19 protein-coding genes are annotated in these 21,844 nt (G+C 69.8%); 13 read left to right on the top strand and 6 right to left on the bottom strand.

Annotated features, from left to right (window positions below; translation table 11 throughout):
- Positions 1-76 precede the first annotated feature (76 nt).
- Positions 77-2,917: an excinuclease ABC subunit UvrA gene (uvrA, locus tag METRZ18153_RS0116150; protein WP_020165711.1), complete on the bottom strand. Its 2,841-nt coding sequence runs from the start codon at positions 2,915-2,917 to the stop codon at positions 77-79.
- 154 nt (positions 2,918-3,071) lie between these two features.
- Between uvrA and METRZ18153_RS0116145 the strand changes: the two genes are divergently transcribed.
- From METRZ18153_RS0116145 to ssb, 3 genes are all read left to right on the top strand, one after another.
- On the top strand, positions 3,072-4,301 hold the full coding sequence (locus METRZ18153_RS0116145; RefSeq protein WP_020165710.1) for a M48 family metalloprotease: 1,230 nt from the start codon (positions 3,072-3,074) through the stop codon (positions 4,299-4,301).
- 103 nt (positions 4,302-4,404) lie between these two features.
- Positions 4,405-5,751 (top strand): MFS transporter, encoded by a 1,347-nt coding sequence (locus METRZ18153_RS0116140; protein WP_020165709.1) that lies wholly within the window; start codon positions 4,405-4,407, stop codon positions 5,749-5,751.
- Between the two features lie 88 nt (positions 5,752-5,839).
- Positions 5,840-6,373 carry a single-stranded DNA-binding protein gene (gene ssb, locus METRZ18153_RS0116135; RefSeq protein WP_020165708.1) on the top strand — a complete coding sequence of 178 codons (534 nt, stop codon included), beginning with the start codon at positions 5,840-5,842 and terminating at the stop codon, positions 6,371-6,373.
- Positions 6,374-6,430: 57 nt separating this feature from the next.
- On the opposite strand, the gene METRZ18153_RS0116130 is transcribed toward ssb, so the two are convergent.
- Positions 6,431-7,333 carry a DMT family transporter gene (locus tag METRZ18153_RS0116130; RefSeq protein ID WP_020165707.1) on the bottom strand — a complete coding sequence of 301 codons (903 nt, stop codon included), beginning with the start codon at positions 7,331-7,333 and terminating at the stop codon, positions 6,431-6,433.
- Between the two features lie 189 nt (positions 7,334-7,522).
- Between METRZ18153_RS0116130 and METRZ18153_RS0116125 the strand changes: the two genes are divergently transcribed.
- Entirely contained in the window at positions 7,523-7,945 is a 423-nt protein-coding gene (locus METRZ18153_RS0116125; RefSeq protein WP_020165706.1) for a CBS domain-containing protein, read from the top strand.
- Between the two features lie 16 nt (positions 7,946-7,961).
- On the opposite strand, the gene METRZ18153_RS0116120 is transcribed toward METRZ18153_RS0116125, so the two are convergent.
- A complete protein-coding gene (locus METRZ18153_RS0116120) occupies positions 7,962-9,098 on the bottom strand; it encodes a M48 family metallopeptidase (RefSeq protein ID WP_020165705.1) in 1,137 nt (378 codons plus the stop codon).
- Between the two features lie 231 nt (positions 9,099-9,329).
- Here METRZ18153_RS0116120 and METRZ18153_RS0116115 point away from each other — a divergent pair, with 231 nt between their 5' ends.
- The 6 genes from METRZ18153_RS0116115 to METRZ18153_RS0116090 all read left to right on the top strand — a co-directional run bounded on the left by METRZ18153_RS0116115 (position 9,330) and on the right by METRZ18153_RS0116090 (position 16,037).
- The gene (locus METRZ18153_RS0116115; RefSeq protein ID WP_020165704.1) at positions 9,330-9,821 is read left to right on the top strand and encodes a hypothetical protein; all 492 of its coding nucleotides are present in this window, start codon (positions 9,330-9,332) and stop codon (positions 9,819-9,821) included.
- A gap of 28 nt (positions 9,822-9,849) precedes the next feature.
- Positions 9,850-10,485: a trimeric intracellular cation channel family protein gene (locus METRZ18153_RS0116110; protein WP_020165703.1), complete on the top strand. Its 636-nt coding sequence runs from the start codon at positions 9,850-9,852 to the stop codon at positions 10,483-10,485.
- Between the two features lie 118 nt (positions 10,486-10,603).
- Positions 10,604-11,623, top strand: coding sequence for a magnesium chelatase ATPase subunit I (gene bchI / locus METRZ18153_RS0116105; RefSeq protein ID WP_020165702.1), 1,020 nt, complete (start codon positions 10,604-10,606; stop codon positions 11,621-11,623).
- Positions 11,620-13,446: a magnesium chelatase subunit D gene (locus METRZ18153_RS0116100; protein WP_157257248.1), complete on the top strand. Its 1,827-nt coding sequence runs from the start codon at positions 11,620-11,622 to the stop codon at positions 13,444-13,446. Before bchI ends, METRZ18153_RS0116100 begins: the two co-directional genes overlap by 4 nt.
- A gap of 19 nt (positions 13,447-13,465) precedes the next feature.
- A complete protein-coding gene (locus METRZ18153_RS0116095; RefSeq protein ID WP_020165700.1) occupies positions 13,466-14,995 on the top strand; it encodes a phytoene desaturase in 1,530 nt (509 codons plus the stop codon).
- The gene (locus tag METRZ18153_RS0116090) at positions 14,988-16,037 is read left to right on the top strand and encodes a phytoene/squalene synthase family protein (RefSeq protein WP_020165699.1); all 1,050 of its coding nucleotides are present in this window, start codon (positions 14,988-14,990) and stop codon (positions 16,035-16,037) included. The genes METRZ18153_RS0116095 and METRZ18153_RS0116090 overlap by 8 nt, the downstream gene beginning before the upstream one ends.
- A 10-nt stretch (positions 16,038-16,047) precedes the next feature.
- Here METRZ18153_RS0116090 and bchO read toward each other — a convergent pair whose 3' ends face one another.
- Positions 16,048-16,920 carry an alpha/beta fold hydrolase BchO gene (gene bchO / locus METRZ18153_RS0116085; protein ID WP_020165698.1) on the bottom strand — a complete coding sequence of 291 codons (873 nt, stop codon included), beginning with the start codon at positions 16,918-16,920 and terminating at the stop codon, positions 16,048-16,050.
- A gap of 63 nt (positions 16,921-16,983) precedes the next feature.
- Here bchO and METRZ18153_RS21015 point away from each other — a divergent pair, with 63 nt between their 5' ends.
- Positions 16,984-17,136 carry a hypothetical protein gene (locus METRZ18153_RS21015; protein ID WP_020165697.1) on the top strand — a complete coding sequence of 51 codons (153 nt, stop codon included), beginning with the start codon at positions 16,984-16,986 and terminating at the stop codon, positions 17,134-17,136.
- Between the two features lie 10 nt (positions 17,137-17,146).
- On the opposite strand, the gene METRZ18153_RS0116075 is transcribed toward METRZ18153_RS21015, so the two are convergent.
- Positions 17,147-18,094 carry a carotenoid 1,2-hydratase gene (locus tag METRZ18153_RS0116075; protein ID WP_020165696.1) on the bottom strand — a complete coding sequence of 316 codons (948 nt, stop codon included), beginning with the start codon at positions 18,092-18,094 and terminating at the stop codon, positions 17,147-17,149.
- Positions 18,091-19,581 carry a 1-hydroxycarotenoid 3,4-desaturase CrtD gene (crtD, locus tag METRZ18153_RS0116070; RefSeq protein ID WP_020165695.1) on the bottom strand — a complete coding sequence of 497 codons (1,491 nt, stop codon included), beginning with the start codon at positions 19,579-19,581 and terminating at the stop codon, positions 18,091-18,093. The genes METRZ18153_RS0116075 and crtD overlap by 4 nt, the downstream gene beginning before the upstream one ends.
- A gap of 141 nt (positions 19,582-19,722) precedes the next feature.
- Here crtD and METRZ18153_RS0116065 point away from each other — a divergent pair, with 141 nt between their 5' ends.
- Both METRZ18153_RS0116065 and METRZ18153_RS0116060 read left to right on the top strand, forming a co-directional pair.
- Entirely contained in the window at positions 19,723-20,616 is an 894-nt protein-coding gene (locus METRZ18153_RS0116065) for a polyprenyl synthetase family protein (RefSeq protein ID WP_029143825.1), read from the top strand.
- Positions 20,617-20,626: 10 nt separating this feature from the next.
- On the top strand, positions 20,627-21,820 hold the full coding sequence (locus METRZ18153_RS0116060; RefSeq protein WP_020165693.1) for a methyltransferase: 1,194 nt from the start codon (positions 20,627-20,629) through the stop codon (positions 21,818-21,820).
- Positions 21,821-21,844 lie beyond the last annotated feature (24 nt).

Genomic DNA, 21,844 nt, shown 5'->3' with positions numbered 1-21,844 from the left:
TCGCGATGCGGCGATTGCGTGCCGCTGGCTTCGATACAGGCCGCAATCGCGAGCAAGCTCGCTCCCACGGACGCCGCTACTTCCGGCGCCCCGCCGCCTTGCGCGGCTTCAGCAGCGGCGCCAGGTAATGCCCGGTGTGCGAGCGCTCTTCCGCGGCCACCTGTTCCGGTGTGCCGGCCGCGATGATTTCGCCGCCGCCGGCACCCCCCTCGGGGCCGAGGTCGATGATCCAGTCGGCGGTCTTGATCACGTCCAGGTTGTGCTCGATCACGACGATGGTGTTGCCGGCGTCGCGCAGCCGGTAGAGCACGCCGAGCAGCATGTCGACGTCGTGGAAGTGCAGGCCGGTGGTCGGCTCGTCGAGGATGTAGAGCGTGCGGCCGGTGTCGCGCTTGCTCAGTTCGAGCGCCAGCTTCACCCGCTGCGCCTCGCCGCCGGACAGCGTGGTGGCACTCTGGCCGAGACCGATGTAGCCGAGGCCCACCTCGACCAGCGTTTCCAGCTTGCGGGCGACCGTGGGCACCGCGTCGAAGAACTCGCGCGCCTCGTTCACCGTCATGCCCAGCACTTCGTGGATGGTCTTGCCCTTGTAGCGGATGTCCAGCGTTTCGCGGTTGTAGCGCTTCCCGTTGCACACGTCGCAGGGCACGAACACGTCCGGCAGGAAGTGCATTTCGACGCGCACCAGGCCGTCGCCCTGGCAGGCTTCGCAGCGTCCGCCCTTGACGTTGAACGAGAAGCGGCCGGGGCCGTAGCCGCGCGAGCGCGCTTCCGGCGTGCCGGCGAACAGCTCACGTATCGGCGTCAGCAGGCCGGTGTAGGTGGCCGGGTTGGAGCGCGGCGTGCGGCCGATCGGCGACTGATCGACATTGATCACCTTGTCGAACTGCTCCAGTCCTTCGATGGCGTCGTGCGCCGCCGGCAGCGCGGCCGAGCCGTACAGGTGATGGGCGGCTGCGGTGTACAGCGTGTCGTTGATCAGCGTGGACTTGCCGGAGCCCGACACGCCGGTCACGCAGGTGATCAGCCCGAGCGGGATCGACGCGTCGGCGCCGCGCAGATTGTTGCCGCGTGCACCGCGCACGTGCAGCCAGGCGTCCGACGGCTTGGTGCGCTTCTTCGGCACCTCGATCTGCTTGCGGCCGGACAGGTAGGCGCCGGTCAGGCTGTCTTCCGACGCCTCGATGTCGGCCGGCGTGCCCTGTGCGATCACCTGGCCACCGTGCTGGCCGGCGCCCGGGCCCATGTCGACCACGTGGTCGGCCATCTCGATTGCTTCCTGGTCGTGCTCGACCACCACCACCGTGTTGCCGAGGTCGCGCAGCTTGTTCAGCGTACCCAGCAGGCGCGCGTTGTCGCGCTGGTGCAGGCCGATCGACGGTTCGTCCAGCACGTACATGACGCCGGTCAGGCCGGAGCCGATCTGGCTGGCCAGCCGGATGCGCTGCGCCTCGCCGCCGGACAGCGTCTCGGCCGAGCGGTCCAGGCTCAGGTAGTCGAGACCGACGTCGATCAGGAAGCCAAGGCGGGCGGCGATCTCGCGCATGATGCGGGCGGCGATGGCGGCACGCGCGCCATCCAGTTCCAGCCCTTCGAACACCTGCTGACAGGCGCGCAGCGGCAGTGAAGCGAGCTGCGGCAGCGTGTGGTCGCCGACCCGGACATGGCGAGCGTCCGAGCGCAGCCGCGTGCCGTGGCAGTCCGGACACACCTTGGTGTTGCGGTACTTGCCCAGCTCTTCGCGTACGACCACCGAATCGGTTTCACGGTAGCGCCGTTCCAGGTTCGGCACCACGCCCTCGAAGGTGTGCTCGCGCACCGTGGTGCGGCCGGATTCCGACAGGTAGCGGAAAGGGATGCGGTCACGCCCGGAACCGCTGAGCACGATGTCCTGCAGCTTCGCGTCGAGCTGCTCCCACGGCGTATCGACGTCGAACTTGTAGAAGGTGGCGAGGCTGGACAGCAGCTGGAAGTAGAACTGGTTGCGCCGGTCCCAGCCACGGATCGCGCCGGAGGCGAGCGACAGGTGCGGGTGGGCGACGATGCGCGCCGGGTCGAAGAAGGTGACCATGCCCAGGCCGTCACAGCTGGTGCAGGCGCCGGCCGGGTTGTTGAACGAGAACAGCCGCGGCTCCAGTTCGGCCACGCTGTGGCCGCATACCGGGCAGGCGAAGCGGGCGGAAAAGAGCTGTTCGGCGCCACTGTCCATGTCCAGCGCGATGGCGCGGCCTTCCGCCTGCTGCAGCGCGGTCTCGATCGACTCAGCGAGCCGCTGGCGCGCGTCGGCGCGCACCTTCAGGCGGTCGACGACGACGTCGATCGAGTGCTTGATGTTCTTGTCCAGCCTGGGCAGCTTGTCGATGTCCATCAGCTCGCCGTCCAGCCGCACGCGCACGAAGCCGCGCGAGCGCAGGTCCGAAATGAGCTCGACCTGTTCGCCCTTGCGCTCGCTCACCACCGGCGCAAGGATGGCCACCTTGCTCTCTTCCGGCATCGCCAGCACCGCATCGACCATCTGCGACACACTCTGCGCGGCCAGCGGCGCGCCGTGCTCCGGGCAGTGCGGCGTGCCCACGCGGGCGAACAGCAGGCGCAGGTAGTCGTGGATTTCGGTCACCGTGCCGACGGTGGAGCGCGGATTGTGGCTGGTCGCCTTCTGTTCGATCGAGATCGCCGGCGACAGGCCTTCGATCAGGTCCACGTCCGGCTTTTCCATCAGCTGCAGGAACTGGCGCGCGTAGGCCGACAGCGACTCGACGTAACGGCGCTGGCCCTCGGCGTACAGCGTGTCGAAGGCGAGCGAGCTCTTGCCCGAGCCGGACAGCCCGGTGATCACCGTCAGGCGGTCGCGCGGAATGTCGATGTTGATGTTCTTCAGATTGTGGGTGCGCGCACCGCGTATGCGTATCCAGTCCATGGTCCGGCCGGGGGCAGGGCAAACCGGGTATGAGACCCCATTTCCCGTCGAATTGCGAGCGGCTGCACAGGTCGGGCTGCACGCACTTGCGTCGCGCATGCGTATTGATTGGCGTGCCGCTCGCCGTCTCCCTCCAACAACGATGACAACAGACATGCAGATACTGACCGTTGCGCCCTATCCGCGCGAGAACACGCTGTTCCGAATTCACGCCGTGCTGTCCGCAGTGCTGTGGGTGCTCATCCTGGTCGCCACCTTCGGCCTCGTGCTGGTGTACCTGCTGTTCGGCGGACTGTTCTACCTGTTCGGCTTTTCCTGGTTCATCACCCACCTGAAAGGCAACGGAGCGCGCATCGGACCGGACCAGTTTCCGGACCTGCACGCGCGCATCGTCAGCGCCTGCGAGCGGCTGGGCATACGCGAACTGCCCGAGTGCTACCTGATCCAGTCCGACGGCATCCTGAACGCGCTGGCGGCCAAATTCCTGGGTCGCCACTACGTCGTGCTGTTCTCGCCCATCGTCGATGCGCTGGAGGAGCGTCCGGATTCACTGGATTTCTACATCGGACACGAACTGGCGCACATCCACCGCAAGCACACCGGCCTGCTGCGTTCGGTCTTTCTCTGGCCGTCGGCCTTCCTGCCCTTGATCGGTGCCGCCTACCGCCGCGCCCAGGAATACACCTGCGACCGTTATGGTCTTGCGCTGTGCCCGAAGCCGGAGGATGCCGAACGCGCGCTGGCGGTCGTGGTGGGTGGATCGCGCCGGTGGATGACGCTGAACAGCGACACCTTCATCGGTCAGAGCGCCGAAAGCGGTGGCTTCTGGATGTCGTTCAACGAGCTGACCTCGGACTACCCCTGGCTGTCCAAGCGCATGCTGGCGCTGCGCGCGCTGTCGTCCGGCCGCGAACTGCGGGTGCCGCGACGCAGCCTGCGCGCCAAGCTGCTTGCGCTGTTCGTGCCGCGCTTTCCCGGGATTGGCGGCGGCGGGGGCCTGATCATGCTGGTCGCGATCATCGGCGTATTGGCTGCCATCGCCATTCCGCAGTACGAGGACTACGTGAAGCGCGCCCGTCTGGCACAGGTCGATGCGGCCGCCGGCACGCTGCTGCAGCATTTGCAGACCGAGGCGGCGACGCTGGAACAGGCGAACACCCTGTTGTCCGCGCTCGACCGCGTGCCGGCGGTACAGGCGCTGCAGGCGGTGGCAAGCGTGGACATGCGCGAGGGCGGTACAGTAATCGTGACGCCGCTGGGCCGGCCCAGCGGCCAGGACGACGCGCTGGCCTTCGTGCCCTCGCTGGATGACGTCAGCGGCGCGGTCCAGTGGCAGTGCCAGACCGAGCGACCTGAGCCCCGCCGGCCGTCCTGGTGCCGCTGAAACCGGGCGGCGGTGACGGAGAGGCCGTGGCAGTGGCCGCGGCTTTGCTAGAATTCGGCGGTTCCTTCGCCGTCCCGCCATGACTTCCCCTATTTCAGACCGCATGACCCGCACCGAATGGCGTGCGGGCGTGGCGCTCGCATTCATTCTCGCCTTGCGCATGCTCGGCCTGTTCCTCGTGCTGCCGGTGTTTTCGGTTTTCGCGCGGACGCTGCCCGGCGGCGACAACATTTTCATGGCCGGGCTGGCCTTCGGCGTGTTCGGTCTCGCCCAGGCCTTCATGCAGATTCCGTTCGGCATTGCCTCCGACCGCTTCGGTCGCAAGCCGGTCATCGTCGTCGGTCTGCTGCTGTACGCGGCGGGCAGCCTGATGGCGATGTGGGCGCCGGACATCCACTGGATGATCGCGGCGCGCATCCTGCAGGGTACCGGCGCCATTTCGGCCGCGGTGACCGCGCTTGCCGCCGATCTGGTGCGCGACCAGCACCGCACCAAGGTGATGGCGATGATAGGTTCGACCATCGGCCTCGTGTTCGCCGGTTCTCTGGTGCTGTCGCCGGCGCTTTACGGCTGGGTGGGCATGGACGGCATGTTCCTGTTCATCGCCGTGCTGGCACTGACCGCGATTCCGGTGCTGCTCAAGGTGGTGCCGGATCCGGACCACGCGCCGGTGGTGCAGCCGACGCCGTTTGCGCGGGTGATCGCCGACCGTCAGCTGATGCGCCTCAACTTCGGCATGTTCACCGTACACATGGTGCAGATGGCCATGTTCCTGATGGTGCCGCTGGCGCTGGTCGAGGTGATGGGCGTGCCGGTGGCCGAACACTGGACGCTCTACCTGCCCATCGTGCTGGCCAGTTTCGTCGTCATGGTGCCGGCCATCGTCTGGGCCGAAAAGCGGGCGCGCGTGAAGTCGGTGTTCCTGGCGTCCATCGTCACGCTGATCGTTTCGCAGTTCATCTTCCTGGCGCAGGTCGACCTGATGTGGGTGCTGGTCGGCGGGCTGTTCGTGTTCTTCATCGCCTTCAACCTGCTGGAGGCGCTGCTGCCCTCGCTGGTGTCGCGCATCGCGCCGCCGGCGGCCAAGGGTGCGGCGCTCGGTGTGTTCAATACCGCGCAGTCCATCGGCGCCGCCACCGGCAGCGCCATCGGCGGGGCGATCGCGCTGCGTTTCGGCGCCGCTGGCGTGTTCGGCTTCTGCATTGCGCTGGCCATCGCCTGGTGGCTGTGGGCACGCAGCATGCAAGCGCCGCCGGTGGTTGCACTGCGCGAGTACGCGATCGGCGATCATGTCGACATCGAGTGGCTGCGCGAGCGCCTGCTCGAACTGCCGGGTGTCAGGGAAGCCAGCGTAGAACGGGAGCGCCGGATGGCGTATCTGAAGGTGAATCTGGAACTGTGGGACGAAGAGGGCGTACGCCGGCTGCTCGATGCGCCGGTTGTTGCCTGAAATTCATATGGAATAATGGCGCAGCGCCCGTCCGGTGCGTAGCGCCTCTGTCAGAAACGAAATACACGAATCTCGCGGGAGGAAAATCATGGCTTCAGTAAACAAGGTCATCATCGTCGGCAACCTGGGCCGCGATCCGGAAACCCGCTACGCGCCAAACGGCGACGCGATCTGCAACATCACGGTGGCGACCACCGACAGCTGGAAGGACAAGCAGACCGGCGAGAAGAAGGAACAGACGGAGTGGCATCGCGTGTCCTTCTACGGCCGCCTGGCCGAGATCGCCGGCCAGTACCTGCGCAAGGGCTCCGCCGTCTATGTCGAGGGCAGCCTGCGCACCCGCAAGTGGCAGGACAAGGAAGGTCAGGACCGCTACACCACCGAAATCCGCGCCGAGCAGATGCAGATGCTGGGCAGTCGGCAGGGCTCGGGTGGCGGCGGTGGCGGTGAAAGCTACGGCGGCGGTGGCGGTGGTGGTTACGGCGGTGGCGACGATTTCGATCAGGCACCGCGCCAGTCCGCGCCGCGTCAGGCGCCCAGCCGGCCGGCGCCGGCGCCGCAGTCGGCACCGCCGTCCTCGTCCGGCGGCTTCGGCGGCATGGACGACGACATCCCGTTCTGACACGAACGGTCAGTCCGGACAGAAAAACGGCGCGCCCGCGGGTGCGCCGTTTTTTTTTCAGCGTGCCGTCGCCCGCCCGGGCCGCGCGGCGACGAAGGCGCCCGCCGACACGCAGATCAGGCCGGCGACCAGCCAGCCGGACAGCGGTTCGTCGAGCAGCGGCGCCGCGGCGACGCCGGCCAGTACCGGCACCAGCGCCACCAGCGCGCCGGTGCGTTCGGCGCCCAGCTCATGCACCGCCTTCAGGAACAGCATCATCGCCACGATGGTGACGCCGGCGCCCTGGTAGAGACCCTGCAGCACCAGCATGCCGGTCGGCACCTGGTCGAGCGCCTTGGGCAGCGACAGCAGATAGACCGGCAGGTAGAGCGCGGTCGAGCCGAGTGCGACGAAGCGGGTCAGCGTCCAGGCGTCGCGCTTCCATTTCTTCGCCAGCACGCTGTACAGCGCCCACGCGGCCGAGCCGCCGAGCAGCAGCAGGTCGCCCAGCAGCATGTCGTGCGTCCATGCGTGGCCGCCGGCGGAGTAGTGCACCGCCACGCAGGCAATGCCCAGCGCAATGCCGGCCAGGCCGACCATGCGCCCGGCGCCCGGTCGCGAGCCGAGCACCCACCAGGCGGCCGCAGCGACCAGGAAGGGCTGCATGCCCGGCAGCAGGATGGCGCCGTGCGCGGCCGGTGCGTACTTGAAGGCGGCGAACACGAACAGGCCGTAGATGAGGCCGCCGAGCAGGGTCAGCGTCCACAGTTGCGCGTCGCGCCAGGCGCCGCGCGGCAGGCTGCCGGCGAAAGGCAGCAGCAACAGTGCGGCCGTGCCCAGGCGCAGCGCCAGCGTGTCCCAGGCGGTCAGCGGGCTCTTGCCGCCGTAGCGGGATACCAGGATGAAGCCGGTCCAGATGGCGACGGTACCGGCGGCGGCGAGATAGCCGGTGATACGCGGGGACAGGGTGAAGCGGGGCATTGCGAGGGCAACCGGTTGACGGGGCATCAGTGTAGAGCCTGTCGTGGTCCGCCTCCCTGTCGTGCTGCCGGCTGTTCCGGTCGGCGCGGCGGCACAGTCAAGGCGCGCCCGCCTGATCCTGCTCAAGACGGCCGACCGGCCGGCGGCTAGATTCAAAGGGGACTCGCCCCGGGCATTTCAGGAGACATCATGGAAAAGCGCTACATCGCCTTCATCATCAAGAACAGGGAACCGCTGTTGCTGCAGCGGAACGACACGGTCAGTCATGCCTGCCGGCTGATGCACGAGAAGGGGACCGGGGCGGTGCTGATCGTTGACGACAAGCAGAAGCTGGTCGGCATCTTCACCGGCCGCGACGCAGTGCGGATACTTGCCGAAGGGCATCACGCGCCGGCCATGACGCTGGCCGAGGCGATGACGCCGGATCCGCACACGATTGCGCCGGACCAGACCTCGATCGACGCGCTGCGCGAAATGAACGATCGCGGCTTCCGCCACCTGCCGGTGGTCGACAACGGGGTGATCGTCGGCATCGTGTCGCGCGGCGACTTCAAGGGCGCCGAACTGGAACGGCTGGGCGACGAAACCAGCCTGTGGGAGAGGATCTGCTGATTCAGGATCTGCTGAGTCAGCGACGATCAGCGTGCGCGCTGCGGTACTGCTGCCGCCAGTCGCGCGACGAGGCCAGCCACCACATGCGGTCGAAGGCCAGCGACAGCGTCGGCAGCAGATCGGCGAAGTAGTGCTCGGCCGCGCTCGGGCCGTCGGCCGCGTCGGGCAGGCCGTCGGCGTGGTCGATGTCGAGCGCCGCCAGGCGTTCGGCCAGCGCCGGGTGGGTGTCGAAGGCGGCGGTGTCGGCGCGGGCGCCGAGCAGATGCTCCAGATCGGCCAGCGCCTCGTCGCGCACGAAGCCCACCTGCATGCCGAGGCCCATTTCGCGGAAGGGGCGGATGCGCGGCCGGCGCCTGCTGCGCGCCTGTTCCATCACCTTGGTCCAGTAGTTCTCGGTCAGGAAGCGGTCCTTCATCGCCAGATCGATCAGTGCGCCGGCCAGCGCCGGTGCACCGACCGCGCGGGCAGCGAGTGCGTCGGCCTCGAATTCGTCCAGTCGCGACAACTGTACGGACTGTTCGAGGTCGGTCCGCGCGGTGCGCGCGAACGCACGACGGGCGGCACGCGCCAGAGGGCCGTCGTCCTCGTCGATGCGGTCGAAACAGCGCAGCCACCAGGTGCGCAGATGGGCGGCCCAGGCACCGCGGCGGCCGCGCTGCGCCGACAGGTGAGCCAGTTCGTGCGCCAGCACCGCCGACAGTTGCTGCGGCGTCAGGCAGTGGGCCAGTGGTATGCCCAGCAGCAGCGTCGTGCGCATCGGGCCGAACAGACCGAAAGCCGGGCGACACACGACGGCGGCGTTCACCTCCGGCGTGGCCAGCACGCGGTCGATGCGGCGCGCGCCGAGCCGTGTGCAAAGACGGTCGATGCGCCGACGGAAGCCGGGCGCCAGCGCGTCCGGCAGCACGATGCCCGCGCAGTCCGGCGTCGGTACCCAGAGCCAGCGCGAAAGTCGCACGCTGACCCAGACTACGGTCAGCAGCACGGCCAGCGCAACGGCAGTCGTCACCGTCGAGGCGCCTTCCAGCGCATGCAGCAGCATCAGCCCGGACAGCAGGCAGCCGGCCAGTGCTGCGGTCAGCAGCCCGATGCATAGGGTGGCGCGCAGCGTGAGCAGGCGGCGAAGCTGGCGTTGTCGGCTGTGCGCATTCACGATGGCGGCTCCGGGCAGGGCAAACGCGAGGGGACTGGGCCGACTTATACGTAGCGCGCCAGCGCCGCGGCAATCAGCCGAATGCCTGAGCCCGATCAGGCAATTTCCCCGTTCAAAACAACGATGTGGCGTCTGCTCGCGCCGATTTGTATCAGCGTGATGCGTTGGGCATGCCGGTGCGCACGGTCGGCATAGACTGGAACGGTCATTTTCATCGGCCTCCGTTTCACCATGGCGCTTCCCCTGTTCAAGCCCGATTCCCCGCTCGCCGAGTTCGAACTGCTTGAACTGCTGGACCGCAGCAACCGGCAGGCGCGCGAACGCCTGCGGCGCTTCGGCACGGTGTGGCCCTTCGGCAGCTATGTCTGTCCGGCCGGTTTTGTCCATCCGCTGGAGTCCGACCCCGCAAACTACGCGCTGCCGCACTACATGCAGTACGAAATACTGCACGACAGGCTGGTGGCGATGGCGTGGAAGGACAAGCTGATCGCCTACACGCTGGTGGCGCAGATCGGCCTGCCGCCGGAATACGATGCGGCGCGCACGTCGTCGGTCCGGGTCCATTTCGAATCGCCGGAAATGTCCGTCTATATGTACACGCCCTTCCTGCAGGCGCCCTGTCGGGCGCATCCGCCGACCGTCGCCGACTTCCAGCGCACCCGCTTTCTCGAATCCTTCGTGACGCCGGCAGGCGCCAACGTGTTCGAGGCACGGCAACGCTGAAACCGCCCGCGGCGCCTACAATCGCCGCATGCCCAGATTCCAGCTGCTCATTTCGGCGATCGAGTTCGCCGCCACGCTCGCCTTTGCCGTGTCTGGCCTTATCGAAGCAGCGCGCCGCCGCATGGACGTGGTCGGTGTGTTCGCCGTGGCCTTCATCACCGCTTTTGGCGGCGGCACGGTGCGCGACGTGCTGCTCGACCGCCGGCCCTTCTTCTGGGTCGAGCACCAGGGCTATGTGTGGCTCGTCTTCGTGCTCACGCTGGTGGCAGCACCGTGGCTGCACAAGCACCGCGACATCGTCACCGAACGCGCGATGCTGATTCCCGATGCTCTGGGCCTCGGTCTGTTTTCGGTCACCGGCGTCAGCCTGGCGCACCAGATGGGCATGCCGCTCTTCGTGTCGGTCATGATGGGCGTCGTCACCGGCGTGCTCGGCGGCGTCATGCGCGACGTCATCTGCAACGAGGTGCCGAACGTGTTCCACGACCACCGGCCCTATGCCCTGTGCGCCTTCGTCGGTGCCTGGCTCTACCTCGGCATGGACGCGCTGGCGGTGACACCGCTGCTGTCGCTGGCCGTCTCGGTCGCGCTGATCGCCGGCCTGCGGCTGCTGGCTGTGATGACAGGCTGGTCGGTACCGCGCTGGCCGCGCGACGAAAGCTGAGCGCGCCGCACACCGTAGATCGTCAATCTGTAGACACATTCGAAGTGTCAGCATAAAGTGACACTATCGGCTGTGCCATCGATCTTCCATGGCGCCCGACTTCCGCGCGAGGTGCGCCATGTCGCAAGCCTTCCCGTTTTCGGCCATCGTCGGCCAGGACGAAATGAAGCAGGCCATCCTGCTGTCGGCGGTCGATCCGTCCATCGGCGGCGTGCTCGTGTTCGGCGACCGCGGCACCGGCAAGTCGACGGCCGTGCGCGCACTGGCGGCGCTGCTGCCGAAGATGCGCGCGGTCGAGGGCTGCGCCTACCAGTGTGACCCGGACGAAGTGGCCTCGGTCTGCCCGGTCTGTTCCGCCGCTGCCGCATCGCGACGCGCGCGGCTGGTGCCGGTGCCGGTGGTCGATCTGCCGCTTGGCGCCACCGAGGACCGCGTGGTTGGCGCTCTCGATCTCGAACGCGCGCTGACCCGCGGTGAAAAGGCCTTCGAGCCCGGACTGCTGGCGCGCGCCCACCGCGGCTTTCTCTATGTCGACGAGGTCAATCTGCTGGAGGACCACCTGGTCGATCTGCTGATCGACGTGGCCGCTTCCGGCGAGAACGTGGTCGAGCGCGAAGGGCTCAGCGTGCGTCACCCCGCGCGCTTCGTGCTCGTCGGCAGCGGCAACCCGGAGGAGGGCGAACTGCGGCCGCAGCTGCTGGACCGCTTCGGCCTGTCGGTCGAGGTGAGTACGCCGACCGATCTGCCGACCCGCGTCGATGTCGTGAAACGTCGTGACGCCTTCGAGCGCGACCGCGCCGGCTTCTGTGCGCAGTGGTCCGGACGCGACGCCAAGCTGCGTCGTCGCATCGTCGGTGCGCGTGAGCGCCTGCCCGCCGTGCGGGTGCCGGATGCGGCGCTCGAACAGGCGGCCAGGCTGTGCATGCAGCTCGGCACCGACGGCCTGCGCGGCGAACTGACGCTGGTGCGCGCGGCGCGCGCACTGGCGGCCTATGACGGCGACGAAGAGGTCGGCGACGCGCATCTGCGACGGATCGCGCCGTCGGCGCTGCGCCACCGGCTGCGCCGCGATCCACTGGACGAATCCGGCTCCGGCGTGCGCGTGGCGCGCGCGGTCGATGAGCTGCTGCCGGCATGAGCGGGGTACCGATGCAGACTGACGACACGATGGCGCGCTGGCTGCGCGCACTGCTGCCGGCCGCGCTGTGTGCGCTCGATCCGGCCGGATGTGGCGGTGTGCGGCTGCGCGCCCAGGCCGGTCCGGCGCGCGACGCCTGGCTGGCGCAACTGCGCGCGCTGCTGCCGCCCGGCACGCCGCTGCGCCGCATTCCGCTCGACGCACCCGATGCCCGCCTGCTCGGCGGGCTCGACCTCGCGGCCACGCTGCGCGCCGGCCGACCGGTGGCCGAGCGCGGCCTGCTGGTCGAGGCGCACGGCGGCGTCGTGCTGCTGGCGATGGCCGAGCGCATCAGTTCGGCGGCCGCAGCGCGGCTGACCGCGGTGATGGACGAGGGCGTCGTGGTGATGCTGCGCGATGGGCTGGAAACGCGCGAGGCGGCTGAGTTCGGAGTGATCGCGCTGGACGAGGCACAGGGCGACGACGAGAACCTGCCGGCCGCGCTGTGCGATCGGCTGGCCTGCATCGTCGAGCTCGAAGGCCTGCGTGCCGGCGACTGCCCGCAACTGCCCTTCGATGCCGGACACATCGCCGCCGCGCGTGCGCGCCTGCCGACGGTCAGCGTATCGCCGGTGGTGATCCAGTCGCTCGGTGCAGCGGCACAGGCCTTCGGCGTCGATTCGCTGCGCGCCTTCATGCTCGCGGTACGCGCTGCCCGCGCCGCGGCCGCGCTGGACGGGCGCGACCAGGTGGGCGAGCCGGACGTGACGCTGGCCGCCCAGCTCGTGCTGGCGCCGCGCGCGACGCAGTGTCCGGCAAGTGCCGTCGAGGCGTCGGCCGATGTGCCACCCGATTCCCCCGCGCCCGACAACACGCCCGCCGAGGCCGCGCCGCCGCCGGGCGATGCGGGCGGCGAGCAGAAGGACGACAGGCCCGCCGATCTGCAACAGCCACTTGAAGACCGCGTGCTCGATGCGGTACGCGCCGCGCTGAGCCCTGACCTGCTGGCGCACATCCGGCTGGCTGGCGGTCGTCTGCCGCGGGCGCGCAGCGCCGGGCGCTCCGGCGCGCTGCGCGGCAACGGCCAGCGCGGCCGGCCGGTCGGCGTACGCAAGGGGCGGCCGGGCGGCGGACTGCGGCTCAGCGTCATCGACACGCTGCGTGCGGCGGCGCCGTGGCAGCTGCTGCGCCGACGCCAGGGCATGCCGGCGACGCGGGTGGCGGTGCGGCCCGAGGATTTCCGCGTCGTCCGTTACCGGCAGCGTACGCAGACCACCACCATCTTCGTCGTCGACGCCTCCGGCTCGTCGGCGCTGCACCGGCTGGGCGAAGCCAAGGGCGCGGTCGAACTTCTGCTGGCCGACTGCTACGTGCGGCGCGACCGCGTGGCGGTGATCGCCTTCCGCGGCACGCGCGCCGAACTGCTGTTGCCGCCGACCCGTTCGCTGGTGCGTGCCAAACGCAGCCTGGCCGGCCTGCCCGGTGGCGGCGGCACGCCGCTGGCCGCCGGCATCGAAGCGGGCTGGAGCCTGGCGGACGCGCTGCGCCGGCAGGGCGACACGCCGACGCTGGTGCTGCTCACCGACGGCCGGGGCAATGTCGCGCGCGACGGTCAGGGCGGTCGTGCCCGCGCCGAGCAGGACGCGCAGGCGGCGGCGCGGCGGGTGCGCGCGTCGGCACTGCGCACGCTGTTCATCGACACCTCGCCGCGGCCGCATCCGTCCGCGCAGTCGCTGGCGGCCGGCATGGGCGCCCTGTATGCACCGCTGTCGGCGGCCGATGCACAGGGCATCTCGCAGCTGGTGAAGCAGGCGGGCGCGCAGTCCGCCGGCCAGAACGGATGAACACGACCGGTATGCGGCCATGACCTCGATGAATGATCTGCCGCCAGCGGTGACCGGCGTGCGCCGCAGCGCACCGCATGCGGTGGTGATAGGCAGCGGCTTCGGCGGACTGGCCGCGGCGGTCCGGCTCGGGGCGCGCGGCTACCGCGTCACCGTGCTGGAACGACTGGACGCGCCGGGCGGACGCGCCTACGTACACCGGCAGGACGGCTTCACCTTCGACGCCGGCCCGACCATCGTCACCGCGCCCTTCCTGTTCGAGGAACTGTGGCAGCTTTGCGGCCGACGGATGGCCGACGACGTCGATCTGCGACCGCTGTCGCCGTTCTACCGCATCCGTTTCGACGACGGCGAAAGCTTCGACTGCTCTGGTGATCCCGAGGCGATGCGGCGCGAGGTCGCGCGGCTGGCGCCGGACGACGTGGCCGGTTACGAGCGCTTCATGCGGGCCAGCGAGGCCACCTTCCGCGTCGGTTTCGAACAGCTGGGCCACGTGCCCTTCGACAGCTGGATAGACATGGCGCGCGTGCTGCCGGCGATGGTGAAGCTGCAGAGTTACCGCAGCCTTTACAGCCTGGTGTCCAGCCATGTGCGCGACGAGCGGCTGCGCTTCGTGCTGAGCTTTCATCCGCTGTTCGTCGGTGGCAATCCGTTCACTGTCACGTCGATCTACGGCCTGATCGCCCACCTGGAGCGGCAGTGGGGCGTGCACTTCGCGATGGGCGGCACCGGCTCTCTGGTCAGCGGCCTGGTGAAGCTGATCGAGGGGCAGGGCAACCGCGTGCGCTGCGACGCCGAGGTGGTCGAGATCACCGCGCACAACGGCCGCGCCACCGGGGTGCGGTTGCGCAACGGCGAACTGCTGGCGGCCGACGTCGTGGTGTCGAACGCCGACGCCGCCTACACCTACAAGCACCTGCTGCCATCCACCCGGCGCAAGCGCTGGACCGACCGCCGCCTCGACGACGCGCGCTATTCGATGAGTCTGTTCGTCTGGTACTTCGGCACGCGCGGCTGCTACGACGCGGTGCCGCACCACACGATACTGCTCGGTCCGCGCTACCGGGCGCTGCTGCACGACATCTTCGAACGCCAGGTGTTGGCCGACGATTTCAGCCTCTACTTGCACCGGCCGACCGCGACCGACCCGTCGCTGGCGCCGCCTGGGTGCGACGCCTTCTACGTGCTGTCGCCAGTGCCTCATCTCGACAGCGGCACCGACTGGACAGTCGAGGCGGAACGCTATCGGCAGGCGATCGAGGACCGCCTGTCGGAAACCCTGTTACCGGGGCTGGCCGAACGCATCGTCACCTCGCGCGTCACTACGCCTGTCGATTTCCGCGACCGCCTGCTGTCGCTGAAGGGCGCGGCCTTCGGGCTGGAGCCGGTGCTGACGCAGAGCGCCTGGTTCCGTCCGCACAACCGCAGCGAAGAACTGGAGCGGCTCTATCTGGTCGGCGCCGGCACGCACCCGGGCGCCGGTCTGCCCGGCGTGCTGTCCTCGGCGCGCGTACTCGACCGGCTGGTGCCGGATCCGTCTCATGTCTGACCACGACGCAGCCCAGGACATGGCGGCCTGCCGCCGTCTGCTGCGCGACGGCTCGCGCTCCTTCTTCGCCGCCTCGCTGCTGCTGCCGCGCGCGGTGCGCGAACCGGCCTGCGCGCTGTACGCCTTCTGCCGCATCGCCGACGATCTGGTCGACGACAGCGCCGCCGACGAGGCGACCGTCGAGGCGCTGCGCCGGCGGGTCGACGCCGCCTGTGCCGGCCGGCCGCGTAACGATCCGGTCGATCGCATGCTGTCGCGGGTGGTGGTGCAGTTCGCGATACCGCCGGCACTGCTGCACGCGCTGATCGAGGGCTTCGCCTGGGACGCCCGCGGCCGGCAGTACGAAACGCTGTCCGAGCTGTACGATTACTGCGCCCGCGTCGCGGCCACCGTCGGCGCCATGATGGCGATGCTGATGGGCGTGCGCGACCGCGAACAGGCGGCGCGCGCCTGCGACCTCGGGCTGGCGATGCAGCTCACCAACATCGCCCGCGACATCGGCGAGGACGCGCGGCGCGGCCGGCTCTACCTGCCGCGCGGCTGGCTGCGCGTCGCGGGCATCGACCCGGACGACTGGCTGGCGCGGCCGGTGTTCGACGCGCGGCTGGTGCCGGTGCTCGATCGCCTGCTTGGCTGTGCCGACCTGCTGTACGAGCGCGCCGCTGCCGGCATCGAACAGCTGCCGCCGGCCTGCCGGCCGGGCATCCGGGCGGCACGTGCCATCTATCGCGACATCGGCCGCGGCGTGGTGGCCAACGGACACGATTCAGTGTCGCAGCGCTCAGTCGTGTCGTCCTGGCGCAAGACGGTGCTGCTGGCCGGCTCGCTGACCGCCGCCGCGCGGCAGGCGGAGGCGCGCTACGCCGAGCTGGAGGAGGTGTCGATGCTGGTCGACGCGGTCACCGCGGCGCCGCTGCCGCTGGCCGTGCAGGGACGGCTCGACCGCCTGCCGTCGCGCACGCCGCGACAGCGGCTGGAATGGCTGATCGACCTGTTCGAGCGGCTGGAGCGGCAGGACAGGGCGCGCGCGCAGGGCGGCTGAGGCCGGTGGCCTACTGCACCGCTTCGGCGATCAGTGCGGCCAGTCGCTGCGGCGCTTCCTCGTGCGCCAGATGGCCCAGCCCGTCGAGCTCGATCAGGCGAGCGTCCGCCACCATGCGCTGCACGCGGCGCGAACAGTCGGGCGGCACCGTGCGGTCGCCGCGCGCCGCGATCAGTGTCAGCGCGGCGTCGAGCCGCGGCAGGTCGCGCGCCAGCGGCGCGATGTCCCAGTTCGCCATCATGCCGAGTACCCCGGCGACGTGCGCGCGGCAGCGCACCAGCCGCGCGTACAGCGCGATGCCGCGTGCGTCGATGTGCGACCCGGTGCTGGCGATCAGCCGCTCGACCGCACCGTTGCGCGACGCGCTGCGCGCGAACAGGGCGGCGGCGAACGGTGTCAGTGACAGCAGGCGGGCGGCCGGCGGGAACAGCAGGCCGGCCAGGCCGGGCAGCGGCAGCAGCGCGCCATTGAGGCTGACCAGGTGGCGGCCTGGCAGCAGGCCGTCGAGTCGCATGCGCAGCGCGATCGCCGCACCTGCCGAGTGCCCGGCCACCGCCGCCGGTGCGATCTGCAGTGCGTGCAGCAGCGCGCCGATGGCGCGCGCCATGCCGGGCAGCGACAGCGTGTGGACCGGCGGGGTCGAACTGAAGGCATGGCCCGGCAGGTCGGGCGCGATGACGGTGTGTTCGCACGCCAGCAGCGGCAGCAGCTCGCGCCAGGAGTGGGTCGACGCGCCACTGCCATGCAGCAGCAGCAGCGGCGGGCCGCTGCCCGCGATCTGCACGTGCCAGTGCACGCCGCCGGCGTCGACGAAGCGGCTTGCATCGCGATTGGGCCAGTCGGCGCCGTCGCGCGGCCAGTCGAGGCTTTCGGTTGCGGCCATGGCGTTGTGAAGTTTCGGGGGCAGGTTCAGTGCAGTCGATTCAACCATACAGGAGGGCGTGCAATGAGTCCGACCACGCTGGTCATTGTCGAGGCGGTACTGATATTCGGCGGCGTGCTGGTGTTCGCCGTGTACCAGCTGGTGTCGGTGCGCCGCCTGCAGAAGCGCGAGGGCGACCGCAAGGACGAAGCGCCGGAGCGCGGAGCCGGGCGTTGACGACGGCCTCTCAGGCGGCCCATGCGCTGCGCCGCGGCATGCGGAAGGGCAGCAGCATCTGCACCCAGCCGCTGCGGAAGCGTTCGAGGTCCAGGCTTTCGTGCACGCCATGCACCGGCTCGCCAAGCAGACAGGTGTCGAGCAGCGAGCGCGCATAGAAGGGCGTGTCTTCAAGCGTGCGCGCCTGCGGTGTCGTGCCGCCCTCGCTGCGCGTCGCACGGGCGATGCCCCAGCGCGTGCCGGGCAGTTCATGCGCCGCCGGTGCGGCGAAGCTGCGGCAGCCGCCGTCGGCGTCGAAATGCAGCGCCAGCGTATGCGGCGTGCCGTCGCGTCGCTGCACGTCGTACAGCACCGCGGTGTCGCCGCCGCGCAGGTTGCTGCGCGACCAGTGCCAGCGGGTGAAATCCTCCTCCAGCGCGCGAGTGCCGGCATTGCTGTCGGCATAGGCGTCGCCATGCCAGTGCAGCGCCGGTTCGCTCAGTCTCACTTCGACTCGCGCGCAGGGTGCGATCGGCAGCCACAGATGGCGCCCCTCGGCATCGAGCGCGAAGGCGTCCTGCGCCAGTGTGGGCGCGTGCAGGCGCACGCTGCCGCGCACGCGCATCGGCAGCGGCGCGCCGATCTCGTCGAGGTCGATGGTGAGGGCCGCGCCGTCCCAGTGCAGCCGGCTCGGGCCGATGCGCAGGCTGTGCGTGTCGCGCTGCAGCGCCGATGCGCCGCGCTCGGTCATGGTCCAGCGGCGCCTGTCGCCATACAGTGCGACATTCACCGCGCAGTGCGCGTGCGGATCGGCGGCACCCGGGCGACGGCGGCGGGCCAGTGCGTAATACGGCGAGAACACGCTGCCGATGAAGGCGATCACCGTCAGTCCGCAGCGGCCGTCATCGCTGGTGGCGTCGACATACCACCAGCGGTAGCCACCCGGCGCGACGGCGGCGTCGAAGTTGCGTGCATTCATGAGCGGGCCTCCGTCCGGTCGCGCAGGATGCAGTCGGCGGCCAGCCGGCCGGACAGCGCGGCCATCGGCAGACCGGGGCCAGGGTGCGCGCTGCCGCCGGCCAGATAGAGTCCGGGCACGCGGCTGCGTGCGCCGGGACGACGGAAAGCGGCGCGCCAGCCGTGCGAGGCCTCGCCGTAAAGCGCGCCGCCGGTCGCGGGAAACATCCGGTTGAAGTCTTCCGGCGTGGTGGTGACGCAGGCGCTGGCGCGGCGGTCGATGTGCAGGCCGCACTGTTCCATCTGGCGGAAGGCGAGGTGAGCGCAGCGCTCGATCTCGCCGGGGCGTGCCAGCCTGCGGTCGCCATCGGCCGGCGCATTGACCAGACAGAGCAGGCGCTCCGCCGGCAGTGACGACGGCGGCGGTGCATCGCCGCGATCCTGTGCGCAGACATACACGGTGGGGGCGCGCGGCAGCCGGCGATGGCGCTGCAGGTCGTCGAATTCCGCGCGGTAGTCGGCGGAAAAGAACACGTTGTGGCGCAGCAGCGGAAAGCCCCGTGTGGCCGCGACCAGATTCCAGGTCACCGCCGACAGCGAGCGCGCGGCCGGCTCGACGGCGGCCGTCGCGCGGCGCACGTCGTCACCGAAGTGGCCGGCAGGCAGCGCGGCGACGTCGGCGTTGGCAACCACGGTGCGCGCCGCCAGCCACTCGCCCGAGGCCAGTCGTACACCGGAGACGTGATCGCCCTGCAGCGTGATCTCGCTGACGTGCTCGCCGTAGCGGAACTGCACGCCGTGACGCACGCACAGTGCCGCCAGCGCCTCGGCCAGCCGGTACATGCCGCCCTCGATCAGCCATACGCCGCGCTGTTCGACGTGGGCCACCAGCATCAAGGTGGCCGGTGCATCGAAGGGCGACGAGCCGCAATAGGTGGCGTAGCGGCCGAACAGCTGGCGCAGCCGCGGGTCGCGGAAGTTGCTGCCGAGCGCCTGCCACATCGTCGCAAAGGGGCGTATGCGCAGGATGTCGACGCCGGCGCGGCGCGCCAGTTCGAGTGGCCCTGGCCGCTGGGCGCGCATGAAGCTGCTGTCGAGCGTGCGGTAGATGGTCTGCGCCTCGCGCGTGAAACGGACGAAACGCCGCGCCTCGGCGGCGCCGGCGAAGTCGCCGATGGCCTCGGCACTGCGGTCGACGTCGGCATGCAGATCCAGGTGCTCGCCGGCCGACCAGGCGTGCCGCGCCAGCACCTCGACCTTGCGCGTGCCGACGTGGGTGGCGAAGTTGCTGCCGGCGGCATCGAAGATGTCCTCGAATACCTCGCGCAGCGTAAACACCGTCGGGCCGGCGTCGAGCCGCAGACCGGCCACGTGCACCTCGCGCAGCTTGCCGCCGGGCGTGCCTGCGCGCTCGGTCAGCGTCACCGCCAGGCCGCGGCGGGCCAGTTCGAGCGCGGCCACCAGGCCCGCCACGCCGGCACCGATCACCACCACGTCCTGTCCGCTCATGCCGGCTCCTGTAAACCTTCATTGACGTTACGACCTGTCATGTCTACATTACATTACACCAGCGCCTGACAATCAAGGTTGACAGTTGGCGCGATAACTCGTCGGACACAGCTGCGCGCCGACACATGCGGGGAACAGGCCATGGATGGAATGAAGCGCATCGAGCAGGCCCTGGGGATGGCGGTCGAACAATCGCTGGTGGCCGCGCTGTCGCATGCCGACGGTCCCGGCTGCCCGCCGCTGCTGGCGGCGGCCATCCGTCACGCGGTGTTCCCGGGCGGCGCGCGCATCCGGCCGCGGCTGTGTCTGGCCGCGGCCTGCGCCTGCGGCGAGGACGACACGTCGATCGCCGACCACGCGGCGGCGGCGATCGAACTGCTGCACTGCGCCTCGCTGGTGCATGACGATCTGCCCTGCTTCGACGACGCGCCGCTGCGCCGGGGCAAGCCTTCGGTGCACAGCGCCTTCGGCGAGCGCATCGCCGTGCTGACCGGCGATGCGCTGATCGTGCTGGCCTTCCAGACGATGGCACGCGGCGGCGCCCAGGCGCCGTACCGTCTGCTGCCGCTGCTGTCCATCATCGGTCGCGGTGTCGGCGTGCCGTCGGGCATCGTCGCCGGTCAGGCGCTCGAATGCGAAACCGACGTGAACCTGCGCCAGTACCAGCAGGCCAAGACCGGCGCGCTGTTTGCCGCGGCGACCATGGCCGGCGCGGCGGCGGCGGGGGCCGATCCCGGCCCGTGGCGCGCGCTCGGCGACTGCATGGGCGAAGCCTTCCAGGTGGCCGACGACATCCTCGACGTGGCCTCGACGCAGGAGCGCATCGGCAAGCCGATCGGTCGCGACGCCGCGCTGGGCCGGCCGAGCGCCGCCCGCGAACTGGGCATACCGGGCGCGGTGAAACGGCTGCAGCAACTGGTGAGCGATGCGATGGACGCAGTGCCTGCGTGCTCCGGTGCCGACGGATTGCGCGCGGTGATCGCGATGGAAGCGCGACGCTTCCTGCCGGCAGAGATCGTCGACTGCGCCGCCTGAAGCGCGCGTCATGGATCTGCCCGACACTTTCCGGCCGTCGTCGATGGCGGCGAACGAAGGCGGCCTGATCGAGCGCATCCGCCAGGCGGCGGAGCGCCTGCTCAGCAGCCCGCGTTTCCATCGCTGGGCGGCCGCCTTTCCGCTGACGCGCCACAAGGCGCGCCGCGAGGCGCGTGCGCTGTTCGATCTGTGCGCCGGCTTCGTCTATTCGCAGGTGCTGCTCGCCTGCGTGCGACTGAAACTGTTCGAATTGCTCGCCGACGGCGCGCAGAGCGCGCAGCAGGTGGCCCTGCGCACAGGGCTCAGCCGCGACGCCGCCGAGCGACTGCTCGACGCGGCGGTGGCGCTGCGCCTGGCGTCGCGCCGCAGCGGCGGCCGCTACGGCTTGGGCATGCTGGGGGCGGCCGTGCTGGCCAATCCGGGCATTGCCGACATGGTCGAGCATCACGGTCGGGTCTATCGCGATTTCGAGGACCCGGTGGCGCTGTTGCGCGGCCTGTCCGGCACCACTGCGCTGTCCGGCTACTGGCCCTATGCCGGCAATGCCGATGCGGCGGCGCTCGACGACGGCCGCATCGCCGACTACACGGCGCTGATGGCGGCTTCGCAGCCGCTGGTGGCCGACGAGGTGCTCGATACCTATCCGGTGGCCATGCACCGCTGCCTGCTCGACGTCGGTGGCGGCGATGGCAGCTTTCTGCGTGCCGCCGCGCGTCGCGCCCCGGAGCTGCGGCTGCAGCTGTTCGACCTGCCGGCGGTGGCGGCGCAGGCGCGCCGGCGTTTCGTCGAGGCGGGCATGACGACGCGCGCCGAGGTTTTCGGCGGCGCCTTTCAGACCGACGCCTTGCCGCGTGGTGCCGACCTGGTGTCGGTGGTGCGCGTGCTGCACGACCACGACGACGACGACGTGATGCAGCTGCTGCGCGCCATCCGCGCGCTGCTGCCACCCGACGGCACGCTGCTGATCGCCGAACCGATGTCCGGCGTCGCCGGCGCCGAGCCGGTAGGCGACGCCTATTTCGGCTTCTACCTGATGGCAATGGGGCGGGGCCGCCCGCGCAGCGAGGCGCGGCTCACCGACATGTTGCGCGCCGCTGGCTTCTGCCAGATCGGCCGTCTGCCGACGCGGATCCCGCTGCAGACCTGCGTGCTGGTGGCGCGTCCACGACCGCTGACAGCAGATGAAGCGACAAAGTGTAATTAAACGTTGACACAGATCATAGTAAAC

The organism is Methyloversatilis discipulorum (assembly GCF_000385375.1).
Taxonomy (GTDB): Bacteria; Pseudomonadota; Gammaproteobacteria; order Burkholderiales; family Rhodocyclaceae; genus Methyloversatilis; species Methyloversatilis discipulorum_A.
Note: the sequence above shows the minus strand (reverse complement) of the source record. Positions and strands in the feature narration are given on the sequence as shown.

Excerpts from the sequence above, each read along its gene's own strand:
- METRZ18153_RS0116065 (WP_029143825.1), top strand. The coding sequence starts at position 19,723 with ATGGATGGAATGAAGCGCATCGAGCAGGCCCTGGGGATGGCGGTCGAA.
- METRZ18153_RS0116140 (WP_020165709.1), top strand. The coding sequence starts at position 4,405 with ATGACCCGCACCGAATGGCGTGCGGGCGTGGCGCTCGCATTCATTCTC.
- METRZ18153_RS0116090 (WP_020165699.1), top strand. The coding sequence starts at position 14,988 with ATGTCTGACCACGACGCAGCCCAGGACATGGCGGCCTGCCGCCGTCTG.
- METRZ18153_RS0116095 (WP_020165700.1), top strand. The coding sequence starts at position 13,466 with ATGACCTCGATGAATGATCTGCCGCCAGCGGTGACCGGCGTGCGCCGC.
- METRZ18153_RS0116100 (WP_157257248.1), top strand. The coding sequence starts at position 11,620 with ATGAGCGGGGTACCGATGCAGACTGACGACACGATGGCGCGCTGGCTG.
- METRZ18153_RS0116125 (WP_020165706.1), top strand. The coding sequence starts at position 7,523 with ATGGAAAAGCGCTACATCGCCTTCATCATCAAGAACAGGGAACCGCTG.
- METRZ18153_RS0116110 (WP_020165703.1), top strand. The coding sequence starts at position 9,850 with ATGCCCAGATTCCAGCTGCTCATTTCGGCGATCGAGTTCGCCGCCACG.
- METRZ18153_RS0116060 (WP_020165693.1), top strand. The coding sequence starts at position 20,627 with ATGGATCTGCCCGACACTTTCCGGCCGTCGTCGATGGCGGCGAACGAA.
- METRZ18153_RS0116115 (WP_020165704.1), top strand. The coding sequence starts at position 9,330 with ATGGCGCTTCCCCTGTTCAAGCCCGATTCCCCGCTCGCCGAGTTCGAA.
- METRZ18153_RS0116075 (WP_020165696.1), bottom strand. The coding sequence starts at position 18,094 with ATGAATGCACGCAACTTCGACGCCGCCGTCGCGCCGGGTGGCTACCGC.
- crtD (WP_020165695.1), bottom strand. The coding sequence starts at position 19,581 with ATGAGCGGACAGGACGTGGTGGTGATCGGTGCCGGCGTGGCGGGCCTG.
- bchO (WP_020165698.1), bottom strand. The coding sequence starts at position 16,920 with ATGGCCGCAACCGAAAGCCTCGACTGGCCGCGCGACGGCGCCGACTGG.
- METRZ18153_RS21015 (WP_020165697.1), top strand. The coding sequence starts at position 16,984 with ATGAGTCCGACCACGCTGGTCATTGTCGAGGCGGTACTGATATTCGGC.
- bchI (WP_020165702.1), top strand. The coding sequence starts at position 10,604 with ATGTCGCAAGCCTTCCCGTTTTCGGCCATCGTCGGCCAGGACGAAATG.
- METRZ18153_RS0116130 (WP_020165707.1), bottom strand. The coding sequence starts at position 7,333 with ATGCCCCGCTTCACCCTGTCCCCGCGTATCACCGGCTATCTCGCCGCC.
- uvrA (WP_020165711.1), bottom strand. The coding sequence starts at position 2,917 with ATGGACTGGATACGCATACGCGGTGCGCGCACCCACAATCTGAAGAAC.
- METRZ18153_RS0116145 (WP_020165710.1), top strand. The coding sequence starts at position 3,072 with ATGCAGATACTGACCGTTGCGCCCTATCCGCGCGAGAACACGCTGTTC.
- ssb (WP_020165708.1), top strand. The coding sequence starts at position 5,840 with ATGGCTTCAGTAAACAAGGTCATCATCGTCGGCAACCTGGGCCGCGAT.